We start from the raw sequence: 21,093 nt of genomic DNA on the forward strand, positions 1-21,093 counted from the left end.
ACACGGCGGCGGGCGAACCCGCAGTGCCGAAGGGGCCTGCAAATAGACTCAGGTGGTGACTGCGCAACGTACGTACGGGGGAATCTCCGCACAGGAGCGCCGGGCGCAGCGGCGCGCCGCGTTGCTGGAGGCGGCGCTGGAGATCATCGGCACCGACGGGCTGGAGAAGCTGACCGTCTCCGGGTTGTGCGCGCGGGCCGGGCTGAACGAGCGGTATTACTACGAGAATTTCGACAGCCGCGACGCCGTACTCGCCGCCCTGATCGACAGGATCGCCGAGGAACTGGCAGACGCTGTCCTCGCGGCCGTGCGCGCCGCCCAGGACGGAACCGCCCCGCCGGACACTCGCGCGACCGCGCATGCCGCGATCGCCGCAGGTGTGCACCTGCTCACCGACGACCCACGCAAGGCGAAGGTCGCCCTGATCGCGGGTATGGCGACGCCGGAGCTGCGCGCCCGCACCACCGAAACGGTGCGCGTGTTCGCGCGCATGGTGGCCGCGGAAGGCATCGACTTCTACCGGATCAGCGACGCCGCGCCCGACCCTGCGATCGACTTCCGCGCCATGTACCTGGTCGGGGGGCTGGTGCAGACGCTGGCCGCCTGGCTGCACGGCGATCTGGATCTGACCCGCGACGAACTGATCGAGCACACCGTCGACGTGTTCGTCCTGCTCGGCGAGGATCTGGCGAGCAAGCTGCGGTGAGCGCCGGGCGTCACAGGCGCAGCGACACGTCCTGGAGGTCGGGCGCGTCACCCTGCAGGACGACCCGGAAGAGCACGTCGCGCCGCGTCCAATAGGCCGCGCAGTCGCGCATCGCCTCGGCGAACCAGTCGCGTTCGACCAGTTCGTCGGTGAGCAACCCGGCCGAGTCGCGCACCACGGCGACGTATCCGGCCGCTTCGCCGATGAAGTCGTCCAGGTCGCGCAGGCATTCGTCGAACGCGTCCTTGTTCTCGCCGAAGTAGTACGGGAACTGGAACGCGGCGGCGAACTCGTCGAAAACCCGCGCGGTGGTGGGCATCTTCATGCCGCGTACCTCGCGCACCAGATATCCCGAAGGCGCCCGGTCGCGCACCGCGCTGAATTCGGCGGAGTCGAGCGCGAGCGTTCCGAACGTGACGCCGGGCGGAGCGAGCGCGGGGCTTGGCGGTAGGTCCTCCGCGTCGGGACGGGCAAGGAACTGCGACAGCGTGATGGTCTTGGTCATCAGCGCATCCTCGTGAAGGTCTTGTAGTGGTCGCCGGTGTACCAGGCCGAGCCGTCGCTTCCGGTGACGATGCGTTCGGCGTCGCGGGATCGGCCGGGCTGCTTCGGGTTGACGTCCCATTCCTGGTAGGTGATCGGCTTACCGGTGGAGTCGGTGGCGGGCAGGTCGCCGCCACGGTTCATCCAGCGTTCACCACCCTTGGTGCCGGGGGCGTTCGCCGAGTCGGGCCAGCGGCCCGCATCGATCTCCCGCAGCGTGGCGTAGGCGCGCTGTGGGACACCAGCCGCCTGGGTGACCGGCGACGCGCTGTCCGCGCCGCGCGGTGCGGTGGCGGGCGCGGCGATGGTGCTCGTCGCGGGACCGACCGAGGAGGTAGTGACCTCCGTGCCTCCGCGCAGGGCGAGCACCGCGATGATCAGCGCGAGCGCGAGCGCCCCGATGACGCCGAGGCCGCGAATCATCTTCGGAGAAAAGTTCATCGGTACTGCACCGTGACGGGCGCATGGTCCGACCAGCGCTGATCGTAGGCCGCCGCGCGTTCCACCACCGCCGCTTTGGCGCGGGCGGCGAGATCGCCTCGGGCCAGGTGGTAGTCGATGCGCCATCCGCTGTCGTTGTCGAACGCGCGACCGCGGTAGGACCACCAGCTGTACGGGCCGTCCACGCCGGGATGCAGGGCGCGCACCACGTCGACGTAGCCCGCGGCCAACAGCTCATCGATCCAGGCGCGCTCCTGTGGCAGGAACCCGGCCGACTTCAGGTTGCCCTTCCAGTTCTTCAGATCGCGCTCGGTGTGCGCGATGTTCCAGTCCCCCGCCACCACGAAATCTCCGGTGCGCGCGGTCAGGTAGGCGCCGAGCTCGGCCATGAAGCGGTACTTCTCGTCCTGGCGCACGGTGCCCGCGTCGCCGGAGTGCACGTACACACTCGCCACGGTGATGTCGTCGAACTCGGCCTCGACGTAGCGGCCCGCGGCCCCGAACTCGATGCTGCCGAAGCCGATTCGCACAGCACGCGGTGCGCGCCTGGACAGGATGCCGACACCGGCGCGCCCCTTGGACTCCGGCTCGGCGTGCGACAGCTGCCATCCCGCGTCGAGCGCGGGCGCCAGCGCGGCCCGCACCTGCTCGTCGGTGGCGCGCGTTTCCTGCACGCAGACGATGTCGGCCTCGGTGGCCGCCAGCCAGGCGAGCAGGCCCTTGCCCGCGGCCGCGCGGACACCGTTCACGTTCACTGTCGAGATGTAGGGCACTCCTCGACCGTACAATGCTGGTCTGATGAAGTCCCCCGGACACCGCCGTCCAGGAAGGGGTGAAGACGATGTCGTCCGACACCTCCAAGTCCTCCGCTGCCGATCGCCCCGGCACTCCCGCACAGACCGCCGCCACACGCGGCTCCGGGAAAGCGGCGAACCCGCTCCAGCCGATCAAGGCTCTGCACGTCGGTTCCGGTGACCCGCTGCTGTTGCTGCACGGATTCATGATGTCGCCGCACTGCTGGGAGCAGACCGCGGCGCGGCTGGCGACGCACTGCGAGGTGTTCGCGCCCGCGTTCGCGGGTCACTGGGGCGGGGCGCCCCTGGACGGCAGGCCCGTCGACGTGCAGTTCCTCGCCGACCGGGTCTGCGATCAGCTCGACGAATTGGGCTGGCGCACCTGCCATATCGCGGGGAACTCGCTCGGCGGCTGGGTCGGCGTCGAACTCGCCCGCCGCGGACGCGCCCGCACGCTCACGCTGATCGCGCCCGCGGGCGGCTGGCACGGGCCCTCGCTGACCCAGGTCCGGATCAACCTGAAATTCCTCTCCCTGGTTCCGCTCATCGAAATCGGCAAGCTCCTGGGCGGATTCGCGGCTCGCAATCCGCTCATCCAGCGCGCCGGCCTGCTCATGCTGAGCAAGCACGCGGCGGCGGTGTCACGGCGCGACGCCGCTGCCGCCATCACGGCCGCACTGAACTGCCCGGTCATGCTTCCGATGATCATCAGCGCGCTGCGTGCGCCGGGACAGGACGACCTGTCCACGCTGCGAACGCCGGTCCGGCTGCTGCTGTCGGAGTACGACCGGGTCATCCCCAACCGCGTCTACGCCCGGCGCTACCTGAAGGAACTCCCCGAATCCGCCGACCGCATCCTGGTCAACGGCGTCGGCCACGTGCCGATGCTGGAAGCGCCCGACCGCATCGCCACCCTCATCGCCGAGCACGTCTACGCCAGCCGCACCCGTCTGCGCGCGATCTGAGCTGTGTTCAATTTGCGGCGCCTGCGGCGCTGCGTGTTCGCGGGCCGCCTTATGGCTGGCGTCCGAGCGACCGCCGCTGGCGACTTCGTCGCGGACGCGGCGGCCAGTCGGACGCGGGCCGGGCCGCGAACGGGCAATGCCCGGTCTCGCTTCTCGAAAGCAGGCGTTGTGCCGCTGTCGTGCGGACAGGTGTATTCGTCCGGAACCGCGCCGGTCCGGGAACTACTGCGCGAGCAGGGCCTTCGCGATGTGGGTCACCTGGATCTCGTTGCTGCCCGCGTAGATCATCAGCGACTTCGCGTCGCGGGCGAGCTGCTCGACGCGATATTCGGTCATGTAGCCGTTGCCGCCGAAGAGCTGCACCGCCTCCATGGCGACCTCGGTGGCCGCCTCCGATGCGTACAGCTTCATCGCGGACGCTTCGGCGAGCGTCGGCGGCTTGCCCGCCCTGCCGCGCTCCAGCGTGTTGAACACCATGTTCTGCACGTTGATCCGCGCGATCTCCATTTTCGCCAGCTTCAGCTGGACCAGCTGGAACCGCCCGATCTCCTGGCCCCAGAGTTTGCGGCTCGTGGCGTACTCCACGCACAGCCGATGGCATTCGTTGATGATGCCCAGCGCCATGAAGGCCACGCCGATGCGCTCGGCGGTGAAACTGGAGCGGGCGCTCTGCCTGCCGTCGCCGCCCTTGTGCTCCTCGGTCTCGCCGAGCAGCCGGTCCCGGCCGACGCGCACGTTGTCGAAGAACAGCTCCCCGGTCGGTGAGGCGTGCAGCCCCATCTTCTTGAACGGCTTGCCCTGGGTGAGGCCGGGCATGCCCTTGTCGAGCACGAAGGTGAGCACCTTGCGTTCGCGCCGGTCCCCGCCCGCCCCGTCGTCGAGCTTCGCGTAGACGATCATCACGTCGGCGTAGGGGCCGTTGGTGATAAAGGTCTTCTGGCCGTTGAGCAGGTAGTCTTCGCCGTCGCGCTTGACGTAGGTCTTCATTCCGCCGAAGGCGTCCGAGCCGGAATCCGGCTCGGTGATCGCCCACGCGGCCACCTTCCGCATGGTGACGATGTCCTCCAGCCAGCGCTGCTTCTGCGCCAGCGTGCCGCGCGACATGATGGTGGTGGCGCCGAGGCCGATGCTCACCCCGAGCGCGGTCACCAGGCCCATGCACACCCCGGACAACTCGCTGATCAGCACCGCCATCAGCGATTCCTGTCCGGCGAACGGGCTCGTCCTCGTTTTCTGCTCCGGCTTCGGCTCCCCCGCGGCGGCGGCCGCCGCTCGTTTCTCCTGCTTGGCCAGCATCTTCTGCACGGCCTCGCCGCCCATGACGTCGATGCCGAACTCGGCGAACAGCTTGCGGATGATCGGGTACGGCGGCACTTCGCCGCTGTCGAGGGCATCCAGGTTGGGGCGGATCTCCTTGTCGATGAACGCCCGCACGGCATCACGGAGCAGCAGATCGGTGTCGGACCATTCGAACATCGTCGTTCTCCTCACATTCCGCCGAGGTCAGGGCAGCCGGGCGGCGATGTCGTCGATCAGCCACGGGCCCTCGGTCTCGATGGTCTTTACATCGTGCCAACCGGCCAGCTCGGAGATCGCACCGCCCTGCACTGCGAACACCTTGCCGGTGATCGGGCAGGATTCCGCGGCCAGGTAGGCGACCAGCGGTGCGATATTGGCCGGGCTGAACGCGTCGAACCCGCCGTCGGCGGCCGCCTCCGCCTCGGCCGCCATCATCTCGCCCATGCCGGGGGTGGCCAGCGTCAGCCGGGTGCGCGCGATCGGCGCGATCGCGTTGACCCGCACGCCGTAGCGCGCCAGCTCGTCGGCGGCGACCAGGGTCAGCGCGGCGATCCCGGCCTTGGCCGCGCCGTAATTGGCCTGACCAGGGTTTGGCAGGGTTGTGCCGGAGGCGGAAGCGGTGTTGATCACGGCCGCCTTGGGCTGATCACCGGCCTTGGACTGCTGCTTCCAGTAGGCGGCGGCATGGTGCAGCACGGCGGCATGGCCCTTGAGATGCACGGCGATCACCGCGTCCCACTGCGCCTCGGTCATGCCCGCGATGAAGGCGTCGCGCAGGATACCCGCGTTGTTCACCACGACGTCGAGCCCACCGAATTCCGAAACCGCTCGAGCGACAAGCTTTTGCGCGCCGTCCCAGGTGGCGACGTCGTCGGAGTTGGCCACTGCCCTGCCACCCGCCGCGACGATCTCGCGCACCACCTCCTGAGCGGGCCCGGAGTCGGCGCCCTCGCCCGCATTGCTGCCGCCGAGATCGTTGACGACCACCGCGGCGCCTTCCTTCGCGAACAGCAGCGCGTGCTCGCGGCCGATGCCGCGGCCCGCTCCGGTGATGACGGCGACCCGTCCGGACAGTGCGCCCATGTGTTGCCTCCTGAAGTCGTTGGTGGGGGCGGCGGAGTCCGTACCGCCGCTGTCAGGCGGCGATCTCGGCCAGTCCGTCGCTGAGCACGACATCGTCGCCGCGTACGGTCTCGAACGCGTAGCTGGTCACGCCATCGGCCGAACCGGCCTGCCAGATCCGGGTCGTCAGATCGTCGCCGGGAAAGACCGGCTTGGCGAAGCGCACCGCGAATCGCTTCAGCCGGTGCACGTCCGACGCCGCGACCTCGGTGAGCACCGCCCAGGACGCGAAGGCCATGGTGCACAATCCGTGCGCGATGATGCCGGGCAGCCCGGCGTCCTCGGCGACCTGTTCGTCCAGGTGCAGCGGCACCGGATCGCCGGAAGCCGGTGCGTAACGGAAGGTCTGGTCGCGGTCGACGTGCTGCGCCACAACGGCGATGGGGTCTCGGCCGCGCAGCCGTTCGTCGAACTTGTGTGGCGGAGCGGCTTCGCCGACCGTCTTGCCCGCATCGATATTGCGGAAGAACGCGGTCAGGTACTGATGGTTGACCGGTTCGCCTGTCTCGGTGCGGCATTCGATGCGGATGGTGATGGTCGTCCCGGTGGAGCGGCTGGTATAGCCGACCGCCTGTGCGCGCGACACCAGCCGCTCGCCCGGGCGAATCGCACGATGGAAGTGAAAGTCCTGCTCCCCGTGCACAACCCGGCCGAAGACGTCCATCGGCGCGACATCGATCACCGGCATCATCATGGCCTCGAAGACCGGGACGATGGCGAAGACCGGCGGGGCGACCGCGCCCGCGAGATGCGCCGCGATCGGATCGTTCGTCGCCGCGGCGTACTGCGCGATGCGCTCGGCGGTGACCTCGAAACGCTCTTCATCGCACCAGGTTTCCAAGCCAGCGTCATCGAACTCGACCACGCGTGCGGCCGTGTTGTCGGGGTTCACGCGCGGTCCTTTCCGGCGTGAGCGGGGCGCTCCATGGTCACGCTCCGCTGCCGCCTCCGGGCCTGACCGCTCATGCCCTGTCCTTTCCGGCATGAGCGGGCCCCTCCATGGTCACGCTCCGCTGCCGCCTCCGGGCCTGACCGCTCATGCCGAGGCCAAGGCGTCGAGTTGTGCCAGCGATCGGTCCAGTTGTTTGATGCCGTCCTTCTCCACCGCCTTCCCCAGCGCGCCCTTGATCAGCGCACCCTCGAAATCGCCGGACACCAGGATCGTGCTCCCGTCGCCGTTGGGCTGGATGTCGAAGGTGAATTCGGTCTTCACTCCCGCCATGCCGGTGCCGCCCAGGGTCAGTCTGTGCGGCGCGGCCACCGAGACGATGGTCCACTCCAGCTTGTTCGCCATGCCGAGCATGACGATCTTGGCGACCAGTTTGGCGCCTTCGCTCAGCACGGCGGGCGGCTCCTCCATGAACCGCTCATGGATGGTGAACCACTTGTCCCAGGTCTGCGGGTCGGCGACGACCGCCCACAGCGCCTCAGGCGCGGCGTTGACGTTCTTGGTGGCTTCGATGTGTCCCATGGGTCCTGTTTCTCGATTTATTTTGCGGCCGGGGCGGATTCAGCGAACAGCGCGCTGGTAGGCGGTGACGACCGCGGCGCCGCCGAGGCCGATATTGTGCTGTAGGGCGGCGGTGACGTTGTCCACCTGGCGCTTGTCCGCGGTGCCGCGTAGCTGCCAGGTCAACTCGGCGCACTGCGCCAGACCGGTCGCGCCGAGCGGATGACCCTTGGAGATCAAGCCGCCGGACGGATTCACCACCCATGTGCCGCCGTAGGTCGTCCGGTTGTCGTCGATCAACTGCCCGGCCTCGCCCTCGCCGCACAGGCCGAGCGCTTCGTAGAGCAGCAGTTCGTTGGCGGAGAAGCAGTCGTGCAGCTCGATGACCTGGAAGTCCTCCGGGCCGAGACCCGACTGCTGGTAAACCTGCCGCGCCGCTTGGACATTCATGTCGTAGCCGATGATGTTCTTGGCGGTGTCGTCGAAGGTCGAGGCGAAGTCGGTGGTCATCGCCTGGCCGACGATCTCCACCGCCTGCCCGGCGAGGTCGTTGGCGTCCACGAAGTCCTCGCTCGCGAGGATCACCGCGCCGGACCCGTCGGAGGTCGGCGAGCACTGCAGTTTGGTGAGCGGGTCGTAGATCATCCGGGAGGCGAGGATGTCATCGAGCGTGTACTCGTCCTGGAACTGCGAGTACGGGTTGTTCACCGAGTGCTTGTGGTTCTTGTAGCCGATCTTCGCGAAGTGCTCGGCGGTGGTGCCGTACTGCTTCATGTGCTCGCGGCCCGCCGCGCCGAACATCCACGGCGCCACCGGGAACAGCACCTCGGAGATCTCGGCGAGCGCCATGATGTGCTTGGCCATCGGCTGCTCGCGGTCGTCCCAGGTGGAACCGAGCGAGCCGGGCTGCATCTTCTCGAAGCCCAGCGCCAGCGTGCATTCGGCCAGCCCGCCCCGGATCGCCTGCGCCGCGAGATACAGCGCCGTGGAGCCGGTGGAGCAGTTGTTGTTCACGTTGACCACCGGTATGCCGGTCATGCCGAGTTCGTAGACGGCCCGCTGCCCGGAGGTGGATTCGCCGTAGACGTAGCCGACGTAGGCCTGGTCCACCAGGTCGTAGGCGATGCCCGCGTCCGCGAGCGCCTTGGTGCCCGATTCCTTGGTCATGTCCGGGTAGTCCCAGGCCCGCGTGGCGCCGTCGGCTTCCTCCACTTGGCGGCGGCCCGGCTTCTCGAACTTCGTCATGCCGACACCGACGACGTAGACCTTGTTCGTCATCGAACTCCTCAGGTTGTGGGTGCACCGCGGGGCGGAACGAGCTGAAAACAAACATACAGATATGTATGTAACTGGGCAAGGGTTCGATGGCGATTTGCACACAGCACGCGGATGACCAGCGAATTGATTCGCGTATGGCGCATACAGTTGGACGTGCATGTGCCGCCCTGCCGGGGGACAGAGTTCGCAAGCGCTAGGGCTGGCGCGTTGGGAGGCTTCACCGCGCCATGGACCGCCGGCGGCCCGAGGCAACTTGCCGACGCGGCCACCTTCCGCCGATCGGCTTCAGTGCCGGGCACGCACCGTCCGCCATCATTCTGCGCGACCGGAACATACAGCACTGTATGTACGTGTAGGATCCGCACGTGGCCAGGAGCGTAGTCGTGAAGCAGCAGCGCCGGACGCAGGAGCAGCGCAGCACCGAGATGCGCACCCGGTTGCTGGACGCGACCGTGGACTGCCTGGTCGAGTACGGGTACGCGGGCACCACGACGCCGCGGGTAGCCGAACGGGCCGGGGTGACCCGCGGGGCTCAAGTGCATCACTTCGGCTCGAAAACCGATTTGGTGGTGGCCGCGATCAGCCATCTGGCGCAGCTGCGGGCCGAGACCGCCATGCGAGAGATGTCCCGGGTCGAAGCCGGTGACGATCCGGTAGCGGCGGCGCTGGAGTTCCTATGGGATCTGCACCAGGGTCCACTGTTCATCGCGACCGTCGAATTGTGGGTGGCCGGGCGAACCGATCCGGTGCTGGCCGCCGCGATGGAGAAGGTGGAGCCGTTCGTCAACAACGCCGTCTTGATGGCGGTGGCCCGTTTCGTTCCGGACGACGTGCGCCGCAAGGAGGCGCGTGACTTCATCTACACGGCCATGGACGCACTGCGCGGCATCCTGATCTCGAATTTCATCGATCCGGATACCGAACGCGCCCATCGCCGCTGGCGCCGCGCCTCGGCGCATCTGCATGAGATCGCCAGCCGCGCCGTCACCGTCCGCCGCGCCGAATAGTTCTCGCGGGACGGACCGATGGCCTGCGGTGCAGGGCGAATCCGACTCCGCGGCGTCGCCGAAGGCGGCATGTCAAGCGCCGCGCATCGGGAACACGACGTAGTAGTCCCCGTCGGGGATGATGTTCTGATCCGTCACGGTGCCGGTCTGGCCGTCGAGATAGTAGATCTCGCCGCCGATATTGGCGACGTTGTAGTGATGTCCGAAGGCATCGGAGTATCGGTTTCCCGACATGATCCCGTTCTGGCCGGGCTGCCGCAGCTGCTCCGATATCGCTTCGTGTATCTCATGGTGGCTGTCGCCATGGAAACGTTCTGTCGAGGGTTCGATGAACTTCTGGGCGCCGCTCGGCCCGGCCACTGCCGGGCGCCCGGACAGAATGTCGCGCACCGCCCAAGAGCACTCCATGCAGTTGCCCGCCGTCCGTGATCTCGTCGGGTTGACCAGCCGCAGTAGTTCGCGCACTTCGTCGAGTGTTGGTGGCCGGTCACCGATTCGGGACATGATCGTGGCCTGTGCGTCGTAGGCCCGCCGCATGGCATCCGCCTCCGCCGGCGTCGGCTGATGCGCGTTGCGAATCAACCGGGACACGCCTGCCGGGCGTATCTCGGCGAGCGGCACGGCAATCGAACTGCTGAACCGCGCGGGTGCGGGGGCAAATACTCCTGTCTCGGGAGCCATACCAGCCACCTTTGCCGCGCCTTCGGTATCGGCCCGCTCCAAATCTTCCGCCACTTGGTGCAAGGGCTCACTCTTCGCTCGGTAGGACTGATTCAGTGCCTCGCCAGCGGTGGGTCGCCCGTCTTCGGAGTCCTGTGCGGTGCCGAGAAGACTCTTCAGTTTTCGACGTACCTCATCCAAGGCAGCGGACAGTGGCCCTTTCATACCGACTTCGGCAAACCCTGGGAACTCATACGCCCACAGTGCTACGGGCCGCTTGCAGTCAGCTTGCCGTTGCCTTGCAACGGCCCCGCTTGCCGGTCGTCTGCTCGGTCGCCGTATCAACCCCAGGTCAAACGCTATGGCTACGGTGCGCAGCTGCCATGGGCGGCAAGATCGGCCACCCACGCCGGGATGATCGAGAGCATGGGAGCCGAGCGTTGCGCCGGTAACGATCGGTTCTCGGGCACTCCCACGCCAGGGAGGGTGGGTAGCCCGCGATGCGGGCCGCGCTGACTACGGTGAGGCGGTGGCACTCGAGCCAGGTGATCGGTTTGCGGGATTCGTTGTGCAGGCCCGGCTCGGCCATGGCGGCAGCAGCGAGGTGTATCTGGCCGAGGATCCGGTGCGGTCGCGGCCTGTCTCACTGAAGATTCTGGGACCGGAGGACAGCGCGGCACCGGAGGCACGTGCGCGATTTCTGCACGAGTTCGACATCCTGTCCGCGCTGCGACACCCGAATATCGTGCGGATGTACGCACACGGTGAAACCGGCGGCAGGCTGTGGTCGGCGCGCGAGTATGTGCCAGGCGCGACGGTTTCGAGGTTGGTGCGGATGCCGCACCAACCTCCGGACCTGCGGCAGGTGCTGCACGTGCTGACCCGGATCGCGGCGGGACTGGACTTCGCCCACGCCAACGACGTGGTCCATCTCGACGTCAAACCGGCGAACGTGTTGGTCGGCACGGACGACCCTGCGACGGTGAAGATCTCCGACTTCGATCAGGGCCGGTGGCTGCATCGGCCCGAACCACCCTTGGCCACCAATGGTTTCGTCGTCGTATCGGTCCCTTATGCCGCACCGGAACTGCTGCAGGCGCACGCGGTGTCCCCGGCGACAGACCAGTACGCGCTGGCCTGCTCGGCCGTCGAGCTGCTCACCGGCCGCCCACCGTTCCCCCGCGCGAACCTCATGGCCACCGCAGAGGCCCACCTGCACGAGCCACCCCCTGCAATCTCCGACCGCCGACGCTGGATCCCGCCCGAGGTCGACGCAATCCTGCACCGGTCGCTCGCAAAAGACCCCGGCGCCCGATACAACTCGTGCACCGAACCCATTCGCCTGCTCACCGAGGCACTCCGCGACATAGACCCCCGCCCCCTCGCCCCCTTACTGCACCGCCTGAAAGTGGCATCGCATCGGTTGAACGCCACCTTCCGGCGGAAAGTAGACGAGGCGAGCCAGGCACAGACCGGTTCCGGCACCCAATAGGACGAACTCGACACCACTACCTCGGCGACCTCAGGCTATGCGCCGCGTTGGCGCGCGGCCCAGACCGTCGCGGTGAACAGCAGCACGCCCGTCGCGGCCAGGGCGGCGCCGACCAGGGCAGGGGCTGTGTAGCCGAAGCCCGCTGCGATCACCAGGCCGCCGAGCCAGGCGCCTGCGGCGTTGACGATGTTCAGGGCTGCGCAGTTGCGGGCGGCGGCGAGGGTTTGGGCGTCGGCGGCGACGTCCATCAGGCGGGTTTGCAGGGCGGGGGCCAGCGTGGCTCCGGAGGCGCCGACCAGGACTGCGCCGAGGGCCGCGGTGTAGGGGTTGTGGGCGGCGGCGATGAAACCGCCAAGGATGGCGGTCGTGGCGATCGTCGCCGCGAAGATCGCGCGGTCCACGCCGCGGTCGGCGAGCACGCCGCCGACGATATTGCCGACCACCATGCCGATGCCGAACAACATCAGTACCAGCGGCACCAGTCCCGCCCGCAGACCCGCGACATCGGTGAGCGTGGTGGCGATGTAGGTGTAGACGGCGAACATCCCGCCGAAGCCGACGGCCCCGACCAGCAGCGTCAACAGCACCTGCGAGCGCCGCAGGGCGCCGAGTTCGGTCATCGGGTTGGTCAAGGCGATGCCGGTGAGCGAGGGAACGAAGCGCAGCTGGGCCGGGGCGGTGGCCGCGCCGATCACCGCGACCACGACGAACGCATCGCGCCAGCCGAGATGCTGGCCGAGCCAGGTAGCTGCGGGAACGCCGACAACGTTGGCGGCGCTCAAATCCAGCATAACCCCAGCAACCGCCTTCGCTCGCCGCCCCACCGGGGCGAGCGTCGCGGCGGCCAGCGAGGCGATGCCGAAGTAGGCACCATGCGGCAACCCCGAGACGAACCGGGCCAGCACCAGCGTCTCGAACGACGGCGCCAGCACGGTCTCCACACTACCCAGCGTGAACGCCACCATGAGCGCGACGAGCAGCCGCTTACGCGCGACCCGCGCCCAGCGCCGCGATCAACTGTGCGCCGATCACCACACCCAGCGCGTACGCCGATACCGCATACCCCGCGGTCGGCTCGGAAACGCGCACAGCGGTTGCGATATCCGGCAGCAAACCCATAGTGACGAACTCGGTCGTCCCGATCCCGAATCCACCGAGCGCCAGCGCCAGCATGGCGAGGATGTGCCAATCGGTGCGCTCGGACGCGCGCTGATGCGGGTGGCGACAGGAGTGGTCACGTGTTCATGTAACCGTCCGGCAGCCACGTTCACTTCCCGAGCCAACGTGAGTTCGCCCACCGTATCCGCGCGAAAGCAGAGGTTCAGCAACCCAATCCGCGTCTCAGAGACGAACCACTCTTCCGGAGTGCACCCACTCCGGCGCTTCGATGGGAGCCCCGCTGATCCCCGGCGACGAGCGTCGGGGCGCGTACGTGGCACATGGCTGCGGCAAAACGCGAGAAGCCCCTCGCTCATGTGCCACTCGTCAGAGATCGTGGCGGGCGGGAGGGAGTGCTACCACGCCCCGGTGCGGGCGCGGTTGAGGGTGTCGATGCGGGCTTGGACTGTCGGGTTCGTTCCAATAGTCCCCAGCCTTGGCTTTCCTGCCGGTCCGCGCCAAGAGGTTGACAACCGAGGTTCGCTTAGGTGACGATTTTTGCAGCGCCATAGCCGCGCCTTCTTCCCGACATCCCGGGAATTTCTTCTCCGCCAAGACCTTCGGCCAGCTCCGATCGAAGCCCCGAACCTGCCGGTTCGGGGCTTTCGCGTTCCGGACTACTTGTTACCGCGATCCCCGCACGAAAACTCCTCGCGCCAGCGCGAACGACGGTGGGTCACCACCGATCCGGACACTGCGTACGCGCTGCGCCTAGGGCTGCGGTCGGATCGGTACCGCGCTAGCCGACAGGTTTCAACCGCACTCGGTTTGTGAGGTATCTCGAAATGAACATACCCGGCACGGCCCCAGCTCGGCAGGCATGGTCCAGCATCCGGCTACGCACGCAATTGGTCGCTTCACGCTCGATACCAGGCGCGGGTAGCCCGCTACGGCAGTGTGACTCGACTGCCCGGCAGGTGGCGTGACGATGAGCGATTTGTCGTGGATCGGTTCCCACCGCGCATGGCTGGAATCACTGGTTCCCGCATCCGTCGGCGAATCCGACGCTGACGCCGGGCAGGGCGACGGTGGTGGGCGGGTGCATAACTTCCATGGAATGACCCCGGCGTCCGCCGCTCGGATGATCGAGCGCATCGAAGCCAGCCGCGCCATGACCGACGAATTTCAGGCAGCCAGAGCAACGAACTCCGCTGTGGCCCAGACGATTCCCGAGCCCGTGGCTGAACCCCCTGCGGCGCCGGCCGCACCGGTTGTCCCGCCCGTGGTCAAGCCCGTCCGCTACGACACGGGACTGACCGCACCGGGACCGACGAACAACCAACCATCCCAGCCGCAACCATCAAGCCCGCCACAAGAATCGAAACCCCCCGCAACTACCAGCCTGGACACCACCGACCCCCTGACCCGGCAACTACTCGGACTCACCGAACCTGCCGAGCAGAAACCGGCCGCGGAAGGATCACTGCCGCACCTGCTGTCCATCATCGAGGAGAACAAACCCGAACCAGCACCCCCTGCCACCTCGCTCACACCGTACAACCCCAACACCCCCGGCATCGTCACCTCCGGCGCGCCGGGACGAACACTGACCGGCTACAACCCCTCCGAAGACACCCACGAGCAGATCACGATCCCTGCTCAACCGGACAACCTCAGCCAGGCCAGCAGCCCCTATCCCGCATCCAAGACACGAGTCGACCTCGGCAACGGCACCACCGCGTACGCGGTGCTGAACTCCGCAGGCGAACTGCTCTACCTCGCCGACGCCAACGGCAACCCCCTCCCCGATCAGTCCTACGCCGGTCAAGCCTTCCTGGAGAAGGACCCACTGGAGAACACCGCTTCCTTCGGTGCAGGGGTAGGCCGCAGCATCATCGACGCCGTCGACGGCGCCGCAGCGATGGTCAACATAGGCAGCGACGAATTCGACCAAGCATGGTCCGGCGTCGGCTCCCTGTTCGGCATCGGCCCCGACGACGGCCCCGGCGTCGCCGACTCCTGGAAGAATCTCGGCAAAGAATTCCTCGCCTGGGACGACTGGGCAAGCGGCGATTGGGCCTACGCACTGGGCAAGTCCGGCACCAACGCCCTCACCCTCGGTCTCGGCGGCTCCGGCGTCGACAAGCTCGGCCGACGAGCAGGCGAAAAAGCAGGCAAAGGCGCCCGCAACGAATTCGGCATCGACTTCAACGACCTCCCCGAATCGTCGCCGAACAAGGCACCGACCAAAGAAACTCCCGCCGACAAGCCAGATCCCCCCACGGTAGGACACCAACAAACCCGAACCCCCACACGAACCCCAACGACATCCAGCAATCCACATCGGGCGCCACCAGCAACCCGCCGGACCGCCCACAAGCCACAGCTAACCCGCCCGACGAATTCTCCACCCCACGGATCGCTGGCGTGGGTGAAGACTACGTCGCGCAATTCGGCCGTGGCCCCTTCCCGAACCAGATGAGTGCCGACCTGCCAGCAGAACTGGCCAAGGCGGATGCAGCCGGCATTCGACCCATCGGACCTCTAGACAGTACGTTCGATGAAGTCATCAACAATGGCGAAAGGATCAAGTGGGCAGTGACGACCGACGGCGAACTGCGAATCATTCCACACAGCCTTCCCGGATATGGGGGCGAGATCCCCCACTCGATCCTCACCCGGGGTGACGATGTCCTCGCAGCAGGAGAGGCCAATGTCGCAGGTAATCGGGCAAGTGGCTACTTCGGGACCGAAATCACCCCTCACTCGGGCCACTTTCGGCCCAGCCTGGAAAGCTTGCAAGTGGGCCGTGATGCCTTCGAGCGGTACGGCATCATTTTCTACTAAAGATTGGAGGACCCCATGAAGCATCCGGACGAACTCTTCAGGCATCTGCGCACTCTGCCACCAGCTGATATCGAGCAGTGGCTGCAGAAGGGCGAATGGCCAGCCGGTTTCAACTGGCGCGGGTTGGCCGAAGTAGCCGAATTCGAGACATTCCACGGCGACCCCACAACCGCTCTCGAATGGGCTCAAGTAGTGCTGTTTGTCCGAAATCAGCTCGCCAGAACCGCCGTCGGCCGCTTCGAAAGACAGCGTCAGATTACCGACGCAATGCGCTTGCGCGCCGAGCTGATCAACAGACTCGGCCATGTCGCAGGCGATCCGCTGCTCGACTGCGAAGAGATTTTCCGATGGTTCTTTTCCCGCCACGCGAACCAGTTCGAAGAAGCGGCGGCAGACACCTCGCACTGGCGCGACCTTCCGATCGACCGCATCCGTGAGCTGCGTCAGATCAAGGGGGAGCTGAATGTGCTTCGCAGGCTCGATCATTGCGCGGCTGCTTCATCCGATGAGGCATCTCGGTGGTTTTCACTGTGGCAGCACTTGCCGTGACAAGACGGCCGCTGGCCTTGGATCTGCGCCGTTGCGGGCAGGACGGTGCAGTGGGTTCGGTTGCGAGCAGTGGCGCGTCGGATCAGGGGCTGGAGTGCTGGCGGGCCGCGAATCGAAATCGACCCGGATGGATCGATGCGGATCCTGAAGCGAAAGACCGGCGACGTGGTGTACAGCCGAAAAGGACGTGAACGTTGAACAAGAGTGAGCAGGACTTGGACTCTCTGATCCGATCTGCGGTAGATGGCGCGATATCGATCGACACCAGATATTTTTCATCCGGCGCGGTCGACGTCGACTTGCGGTGGGAAGGCCACCATGCCGTGATCCAAGGTGTCCGTGATGAATGGGGTGTCTCCGTGGATGTACCCGACGATGAGGGTTTCCGCGGTCCCGACCACGTCTTTCCATCACTGGAAGAGGCACTTTCAGCTGCACAGGAACTCTTGCGATCCGCAGGTACGACTGCAGACTGACGGGCGGCAACCCCGAGCTATGCCAGACAATGCAGCCATCCAGACCGCGAGGTGAGACCGGCAATGTGTGCCCGCGCGTCTCAGGCGCGAAGGGCGGCGACAAGCGCCGGGTCGACGGAAAAAGCTATGGCGATGAGAGCGACCTTGTATTTTGAGGCGGAGAAAGAAGACGGGCTGCGCAAGGTCGGCTACTCCAAGGAACGCCGCGTCGATCCGCAGATCGTGGTGGGGTTGCTGGTCGACAGGAACGGATTCCCTTTGGGCCGTGGAAACCGTGGATCTCGATCTGCACGCGTGGTTCCAGCAGTCTGGTCAGCGCGCGGTGCAGCCGGTCGTCGAAGACCTGCTGCAACCGCTGTGCCGTGCGGGCGCGCAGCCGCTGGTAGTCGTCGCGGTGCTCGGTGAACTCCGGCCGGTAGCTCAATGGATACGGCAGCCGGTCCCGACCCATCGCGAGAGAGGGCGAGGGTGAACACGAAACCATCCAGCTGCCAGCGGGTTTCACTACTCCCGAGACCGAAAAGATGACCTATTCCCGGACAACAGCGACCAAAGTCCTTTCCACCAGAAGGTGTGTCTCCCGTCATACGACGCGCTGTTGGAAAGTGCGGCGGTATTCCGCTGGCGTAACACCGATTACGTCGGCGAAGTGGCGGCGGAGGTTGGTAGCGGTGCCGAGGCCGGACATTCGGCTGATCCGCTCGATGCCGTAATCGGTGGATTCCAAAAGGGATTGGGCGTGGGCCAGGCGTTGGCCGAGGAGCCACTGCATCGGGGTCGCTCCGGTGGAGCGTTGCAGGCGGCGGTGGAAGGTGCGCTGGCTCATGTTCGCCTTCGTGGCGAGGGTGTCGACGGTGAGCGGTTCGTCGAGGTGGGCGATGGCCCATTGCAGTACGGGGCCGAGGTCGTCTTCGGCGCGGGCGGGCACGGTCAGGTCGACGAATTGCGCTTGCCCGCCGGAACGGTGCGGCGGGATCACCATGCGGCGGGCCAACCGGTTGGCGACGGCGGCGCCGAGATCGCGGCGGACCAGGTGCAGGCAGAGGTCGAGGGCGGCGGTCATACCCGCGCTGGTGAGGATGTCCTCGTCGTCGACGTACAGCACCGAGTCGTCCACGTCGATCTCCGGATACCGCTCGGCCAGCAGCGGCGCATGCTCCCAATGCGCAGTGACCCGGCGGCCGTTCAGTATTCCGGCTGCGGCAAGGGCGAAGGTTCCGTCGCACAGGGCGACCATGCGGGCTCCACGACGATGGGCTTCGACCAAGGCGTCCAAGAGTTCTCCGGGCAGTTCGCGCTCGGCGGTGACGCAGTCCTGTGCGACGGACGGGACGATCACCGTGTCGGCCTCCAGCAGTTCGGCCAACCCGTATTGCGGGCGGAGGGACGCTCCGAAGCCCATCGGTTGCGTCTCCGGTTCGGGGGTCACCGAGCACACCCGCAGGTCGTACCAGGGGTCGGCCAGATCGGGCTGCGGCGTGCCGAAGATCGAAACCACCACTCCCAGCTCGTAGAGATCCCACGGATGCAGGGCGCCTGGAGCAATCGCCATCGCGACAGTTCGACCGGTCATCATCCGAGTATGGCAGGAAACGTTCGATTATGGGCAGTCCTGCCACTCACCGTTCCTGGGTTTCGGCACCGAAACTGATCTGCGGGCGCCCCACACCCGAAGTTCACGTATCGACGGAGGAATTCATGAACGACAACCGGACCCCGGTGACCGTGCTCGGCCTGGGGCGCATCGGCGCGGCGATCGCCGAGATCTTCCTGCGCAACGGCCACCCGACCACCGTGTGGAACCGGTCCGCGGACAAGGGAATCGGGCTCGAAGAGCTCGGCGCGACGCGAGCGGCGTCGCTCGCCGAGGCGATCGCGGCGGGCAGGCTCGTCGTGGTGGCGTTGGCCGACACCGAAGCGGCGGCCACTCTGCTCGAGCCGGTGCCCGGTGGACTGGACGGGCGCACTGTCTTGAATGTCGCGACCGGCCGCCCAGACGAGGCGCGCGAGCTGGTCGCCGCGATCGAGGCACGGGACGGCCATTTTCTGGACGGCGCGATCCTGGGCGTCCCGCAGACCCTCGGCACACCCGACACCCTGCTGATGTACAGCGGCTCCCGCACCGCGCAGGCCGAGCACGCCGCCACCATCGCCGAGCTCGGGAACGCGAAGTACCTCGGCGTGGACGCGGGCCTGGCGGGATTGCACGACATGGCGGTGCTCGCGGGCATGTACGGCATGTTCGCCGGGTTCTTCCAGGCCGTCGCGATGGTGGGCAGCGAGAGTTTCACCGCGGGCGAGTTCACCGACGGCTTCCTGGTGCCATGGTTGCGCTCGCTGCTGGACATGCTTCCGGTGCTCGCCGCGGAGATCGACTCGCGGGAATTCCCGGTCAACTTCTCCGACCTGGCGGTGAACCGGGCGGGTCTGGCCAACATCCTGACCGCAAGTCGCAAGCAGGGCGTCGCGACCGATCTGCTCGATCCCCTGCTGCGGCTGTTCGAGGCGGAGGCCGAACGCGGCAACGGAACGGCCAGCTTCACTCGTGCCATCGCAGGCCTGCTCGACCAGTCGGTAGTTCCCGTGAGCTGATCGGCGAAAGCAGTGAGCCACCTTCACCCGGTGGCGTCATGGGGCTATGCCGCAAAAAATCCGGGCACCCGTTCCACCAGAAGGTGGGGCGGGTGCCCGATTATGTCAGCCCGGCGCTGGGAACATCCCCAGCGCCGGAGTCGGCCGGGCGACACGTGCTCGGCCCGGCGAATCGGCGCCGAGACGGATCGGCGCCGGGTCGGCTCAGCGCAACGCGCGAGCCAGGTTGGCGTCCAGCGCGCCGAGGAACTCCTCGGTGCTCAGGTAGCCCTGGTCCCCGCCGACGAGCAGCGCGAGGTCCTTGGTCATCTGGCCGCCTTCGACGGTCTTGATGACGACGTCCTCCAGGGTCTGCGCGAAGCCGATGACCTCCGGGGTGTTGTCCAGCTTGCCGCGGTGCTCGAGGCCACGGGTCCAGGCAAAGATCGACGCGATCGGGTTGGTCGAGGTCGGCTTGCCCTGCTGATGCTGGCGGTAGTGCCGGGTGACCGTGCCGTGCGCGGCCTCCGCCTCACAGGTCTTGCCGTCCGGGGTGAGCAGCACCGAGGTCATCAGGCCGAGCGAACCGAAGCCCTGGGCAACGGTGTCGGACTGCACGTCGCCGTCGTAGTTCTTGCAGGCCCAGACGTAGCCGCCCTCCCACTTCATGGAGGAGGCGACCATGTCGTCGATGAGGCGGTGCTCGTAGGTCAGGCCCGCGGCGTCGAACTGGCTCTTGAACTCGGCGTCGAAGATGTCCTGGAAGGTGTCCTTGAACATGCCGTCGTAGGCCTTCAGGATGGTGTTCTTCGTCGACATGTACACCGGGTAGTTCTGCTGCAGGCCGTAGTTGAACGACGCCCGCGCGAAATCCTCGATGGACTTGCGGAAGTTGTACATGCCCATGACCACGCCGCCGTCCTCGGGCATCTGCACGACCTCGTGCACGATCGGCTCGCTGCCGTCGTCCGGGGTGAAGGTGAGGGTGACGGTGCCGCCCTGGAACACCTTGAAGTCGGTGGCGCGGTACTGGTCGCCGAAGGCGTGGCGGCCGATGATGATCGGCTTGGTCCAGCCGGGCACCAGGCGCGGGACGTTCGAGATGATGATCGGCGCACGGAAGATGGTGCCGCCCAGGATGTTACGGATGGTGCCGTTGGGCGAGCGCCACATCTTCTTCAGGCCGAATTCCTTGACCCGCGCCTCGTCCGGCGTGATGGTGGCGCACTTCACGCCCACGCCGTGCTGCTTGATGGCGTTCGCGGCGTCGATGGTGACCTGGTCGTCTGTCTTGTCCCGGTACTCGATGCCGAGGTCGTAGTACTCCAGGTTCACATCGAGATAGGGGTGGATCAGCTTGTCCTTGATGAACTGCCAGATGATCCGGGTCATCTCGTCGCCGTCGAGTTCTACGACGGTGCCTTCAACCTTGATCTTGGACATGGATCTTCGTGTCCTCCTAGGATGGTGCCCTCATTGCACGGCCAGGCGAACACGCTTGTGAGCGGACCCCAGCTGTTCCAACAGACAACGTATACGGTCCCGCGTTGTCCGCGAGACTTGTGGTGCAAACAAGACAAGCGTACTGCTGCCGAAGTCCTCACCGCACGGGCAGCCCCCGGAGTGAGGCGCGCCACGTCAGGTACCGATCGGTAGACCGGCGGCGGCTCCGCTGAGCGGCGAGCGCCCATGGAACCGCCGTGCCCCATGATCCGCCTTCGGTTCCGGCGCGGCAACCGGCCCGCCTGGAAACGACGAGGTCCGCGCACAGCCGAAGCCGTGCACGGACCCCTCT

Annotated in this window: 21 protein-coding genes and 1 pseudogene; 9 read left to right on the top strand and 13 right to left on the bottom strand. The window is 66.7% G+C overall.

The annotated features are described in order from the left end of the window. The first annotated feature begins 55 nt into the window (after positions 1-55). On the top strand, positions 56-706 hold the full coding sequence (locus tag NA4_RS11380; protein ID WP_067468399.1) for a TetR/AcrR family transcriptional regulator: 651 nt from the start codon (positions 56-58) through the stop codon (positions 704-706). 10 nt (positions 707-716) lie between these two features. Here the strand turns inward: NA4_RS11380 and NA4_RS11385 are convergent, their stop codons facing one another. From NA4_RS11385 to NA4_RS11395, 3 genes are read right to left on the bottom strand one after another with little or no spacing between them, the layout of a single operon-like run. Next, the gene (locus NA4_RS11385; protein WP_067468334.1) at positions 717-1,211 is read right to left on the bottom strand and encodes a barstar family protein; all 495 of its coding nucleotides are present in this window, start codon (positions 1,209-1,211) and stop codon (positions 717-719) included. Next, a complete protein-coding gene (locus NA4_RS11390) occupies positions 1,211-1,690 on the bottom strand; it encodes a guanyl-specific ribonuclease (protein WP_067468337.1) in 480 nt (159 codons plus the stop codon). Before NA4_RS11390 ends, NA4_RS11385 begins: the two co-directional genes overlap by 1 nt. Further along, complete coding sequence (locus tag NA4_RS11395; RefSeq protein ID WP_084496985.1) at positions 1,687-2,463, bottom strand: exodeoxyribonuclease III; 777 nt, start codon at positions 2,461-2,463, stop codon at positions 1,687-1,689. The genes NA4_RS11390 and NA4_RS11395 overlap by 4 nt, the downstream gene beginning before the upstream one ends. A 68-nt stretch (positions 2,464-2,531) precedes the next feature. On the opposite strand from NA4_RS11395, the gene ephH reads away from it, so the two are divergent. Further along, on the top strand, positions 2,532-3,449 hold the full coding sequence (gene ephH, locus NA4_RS11400; protein ID WP_067468402.1) for an epoxide hydrolase EphH: 918 nt from the start codon (positions 2,532-2,534) through the stop codon (positions 3,447-3,449). Positions 3,450-3,671: 222 nt separating this feature from the next. Here ephH and NA4_RS11405 read toward each other — a convergent pair whose 3' ends face one another. From NA4_RS11405 to NA4_RS11425, 5 genes are all read right to left on the bottom strand, one after another. Beyond that, positions 3,672-4,925 carry an acyl-CoA dehydrogenase family protein gene (locus tag NA4_RS11405; RefSeq protein ID WP_067468343.1) on the bottom strand — a complete coding sequence of 418 codons (1,254 nt, stop codon included), beginning with the start codon at positions 4,923-4,925 and terminating at the stop codon, positions 3,672-3,674. A gap of 27 nt (positions 4,926-4,952) precedes the next feature. After that, the gene (locus tag NA4_RS11410; protein ID WP_067468347.1) at positions 4,953-5,831 is read right to left on the bottom strand and encodes an SDR family oxidoreductase; all 879 of its coding nucleotides are present in this window, start codon (positions 5,829-5,831) and stop codon (positions 4,953-4,955) included. Between the two features lie 52 nt (positions 5,832-5,883). Continuing rightward, positions 5,884-6,762, bottom strand: coding sequence for a MaoC/PaaZ C-terminal domain-containing protein (locus NA4_RS11415; protein ID WP_067468350.1), 879 nt, complete (start codon positions 6,760-6,762; stop codon positions 5,884-5,886). Between the two features lie 144 nt (positions 6,763-6,906). Then, on the bottom strand, positions 6,907-7,341 hold the full coding sequence (locus NA4_RS11420; RefSeq protein ID WP_067468353.1) for a type II toxin-antitoxin system Rv0910 family toxin: 435 nt from the start codon (positions 7,339-7,341) through the stop codon (positions 6,907-6,909). A gap of 39 nt (positions 7,342-7,380) precedes the next feature. Then, positions 7,381-8,598, bottom strand: coding sequence for a lipid-transfer protein (locus NA4_RS11425; RefSeq protein ID WP_067468356.1), 1,218 nt, complete (start codon positions 8,596-8,598; stop codon positions 7,381-7,383). Between the two features lie 425 nt (positions 8,599-9,023). Between NA4_RS11425 and NA4_RS11430 the strand changes: the two genes are divergently transcribed. Then, positions 9,024-9,605, top strand: coding sequence for a TetR/AcrR family transcriptional regulator (locus NA4_RS11430; protein ID WP_245671279.1), 582 nt, complete (start codon positions 9,024-9,026; stop codon positions 9,603-9,605). 72 nt (positions 9,606-9,677) lie between these two features. On the opposite strand, the gene NA4_RS11435 is transcribed toward NA4_RS11430, so the two are convergent. Next, on the bottom strand, positions 9,678-10,286 hold the full coding sequence (locus NA4_RS11435) for a toxin glutamine deamidase domain-containing protein (protein ID WP_169811015.1): 609 nt from the start codon (positions 10,284-10,286) through the stop codon (positions 9,678-9,680). Between the two features lie 508 nt (positions 10,287-10,794). Between NA4_RS11435 and NA4_RS11440 the strand changes: the two genes are divergently transcribed. Next, complete coding sequence (locus NA4_RS11440) at positions 10,795-11,757, top strand: serine/threonine-protein kinase (protein ID WP_169811016.1); 963 nt, start codon at positions 10,795-10,797, stop codon at positions 11,755-11,757. Between the two features lie 35 nt (positions 11,758-11,792). On the opposite strand, the pseudogene NA4_RS11445 reads toward NA4_RS11440, so the two are convergent. Beyond that, positions 11,793-12,930, bottom strand: a pseudogene (locus NA4_RS11445) (MFS transporter). 913 nt (positions 12,931-13,843) lie between these two features. Between NA4_RS11445 and NA4_RS11450 the strand changes: the two are divergent. Genes NA4_RS11450 through NA4_RS11460 form a run of 3 tightly spaced genes read left to right on the top strand, consistent with a single transcriptional unit; the run spans position 13,844 to position 16,251 of the window. Further along, complete coding sequence (locus NA4_RS11450; protein ID WP_067468368.1) at positions 13,844-15,337, top strand: hypothetical protein; 1,494 nt, start codon at positions 13,844-13,846, stop codon at positions 15,335-15,337. Continuing rightward, positions 15,283-15,702, top strand: coding sequence for a hypothetical protein (locus NA4_RS11455; RefSeq protein WP_157128946.1), 420 nt, complete (start codon positions 15,283-15,285; stop codon positions 15,700-15,702). The genes NA4_RS11450 and NA4_RS11455 overlap by 55 nt, the downstream gene beginning before the upstream one ends. Positions 15,703-15,717: 15 nt before the next feature. Continuing rightward, the gene (locus NA4_RS11460) at positions 15,718-16,251 is read left to right on the top strand and encodes a hypothetical protein (RefSeq protein ID WP_067468373.1); all 534 of its coding nucleotides are present in this window, start codon (positions 15,718-15,720) and stop codon (positions 16,249-16,251) included. Positions 16,252-16,526: 275 nt separating this feature from the next. Here NA4_RS11460 and NA4_RS43220 read toward each other — a convergent pair whose 3' ends face one another. Next, positions 16,527-16,652 (bottom strand): hypothetical protein, encoded by a 126-nt coding sequence (locus NA4_RS43220; protein WP_281180000.1) that lies wholly within the window; start codon positions 16,650-16,652, stop codon positions 16,527-16,529. A gap of 340 nt (positions 16,653-16,992) precedes the next feature. On the opposite strand from NA4_RS43220, the gene NA4_RS41360 reads away from it, so the two are divergent. After that, positions 16,993-17,199, top strand: coding sequence for a hypothetical protein (locus NA4_RS41360; RefSeq protein ID WP_067468376.1), 207 nt, complete (start codon positions 16,993-16,995; stop codon positions 17,197-17,199). Positions 17,200-17,310: 111 nt separating this feature from the next. Here NA4_RS41360 and NA4_RS11470 read toward each other — a convergent pair whose 3' ends face one another. Further along, a complete protein-coding gene (locus NA4_RS11470) occupies positions 17,311-18,303 on the bottom strand; it encodes a GlxA family transcriptional regulator (protein ID WP_245671277.1) in 993 nt (330 codons plus the stop codon). A gap of 122 nt (positions 18,304-18,425) precedes the next feature. On the opposite strand from NA4_RS11470, the gene NA4_RS11475 reads away from it, so the two are divergent. After that, positions 18,426-19,319, top strand: a complete 894-nt coding sequence (locus NA4_RS11475) for an NAD(P)-dependent oxidoreductase (RefSeq protein ID WP_067468379.1) — start codon at positions 18,426-18,428, stop codon at positions 19,317-19,319. A 204-nt stretch (positions 19,320-19,523) separates the two neighbouring features. Here the strand turns inward: NA4_RS11475 and NA4_RS11480 are convergent, their stop codons facing one another. Continuing rightward, on the bottom strand, positions 19,524-20,741 hold the full coding sequence (locus tag NA4_RS11480; RefSeq protein ID WP_067468382.1) for an NADP-dependent isocitrate dehydrogenase: 1,218 nt from the start codon (positions 20,739-20,741) through the stop codon (positions 19,524-19,526). Between the last annotated feature and the right edge of the window lie 352 nt (positions 20,742-21,093).

Source organism: Nocardia amamiensis NBRC 102102 (assembly GCF_001612745.1).
In the GTDB taxonomy this organism is placed as follows: domain Bacteria; phylum Actinomycetota; class Actinomycetes; order Mycobacteriales; family Mycobacteriaceae; genus Nocardia; species Nocardia amamiensis.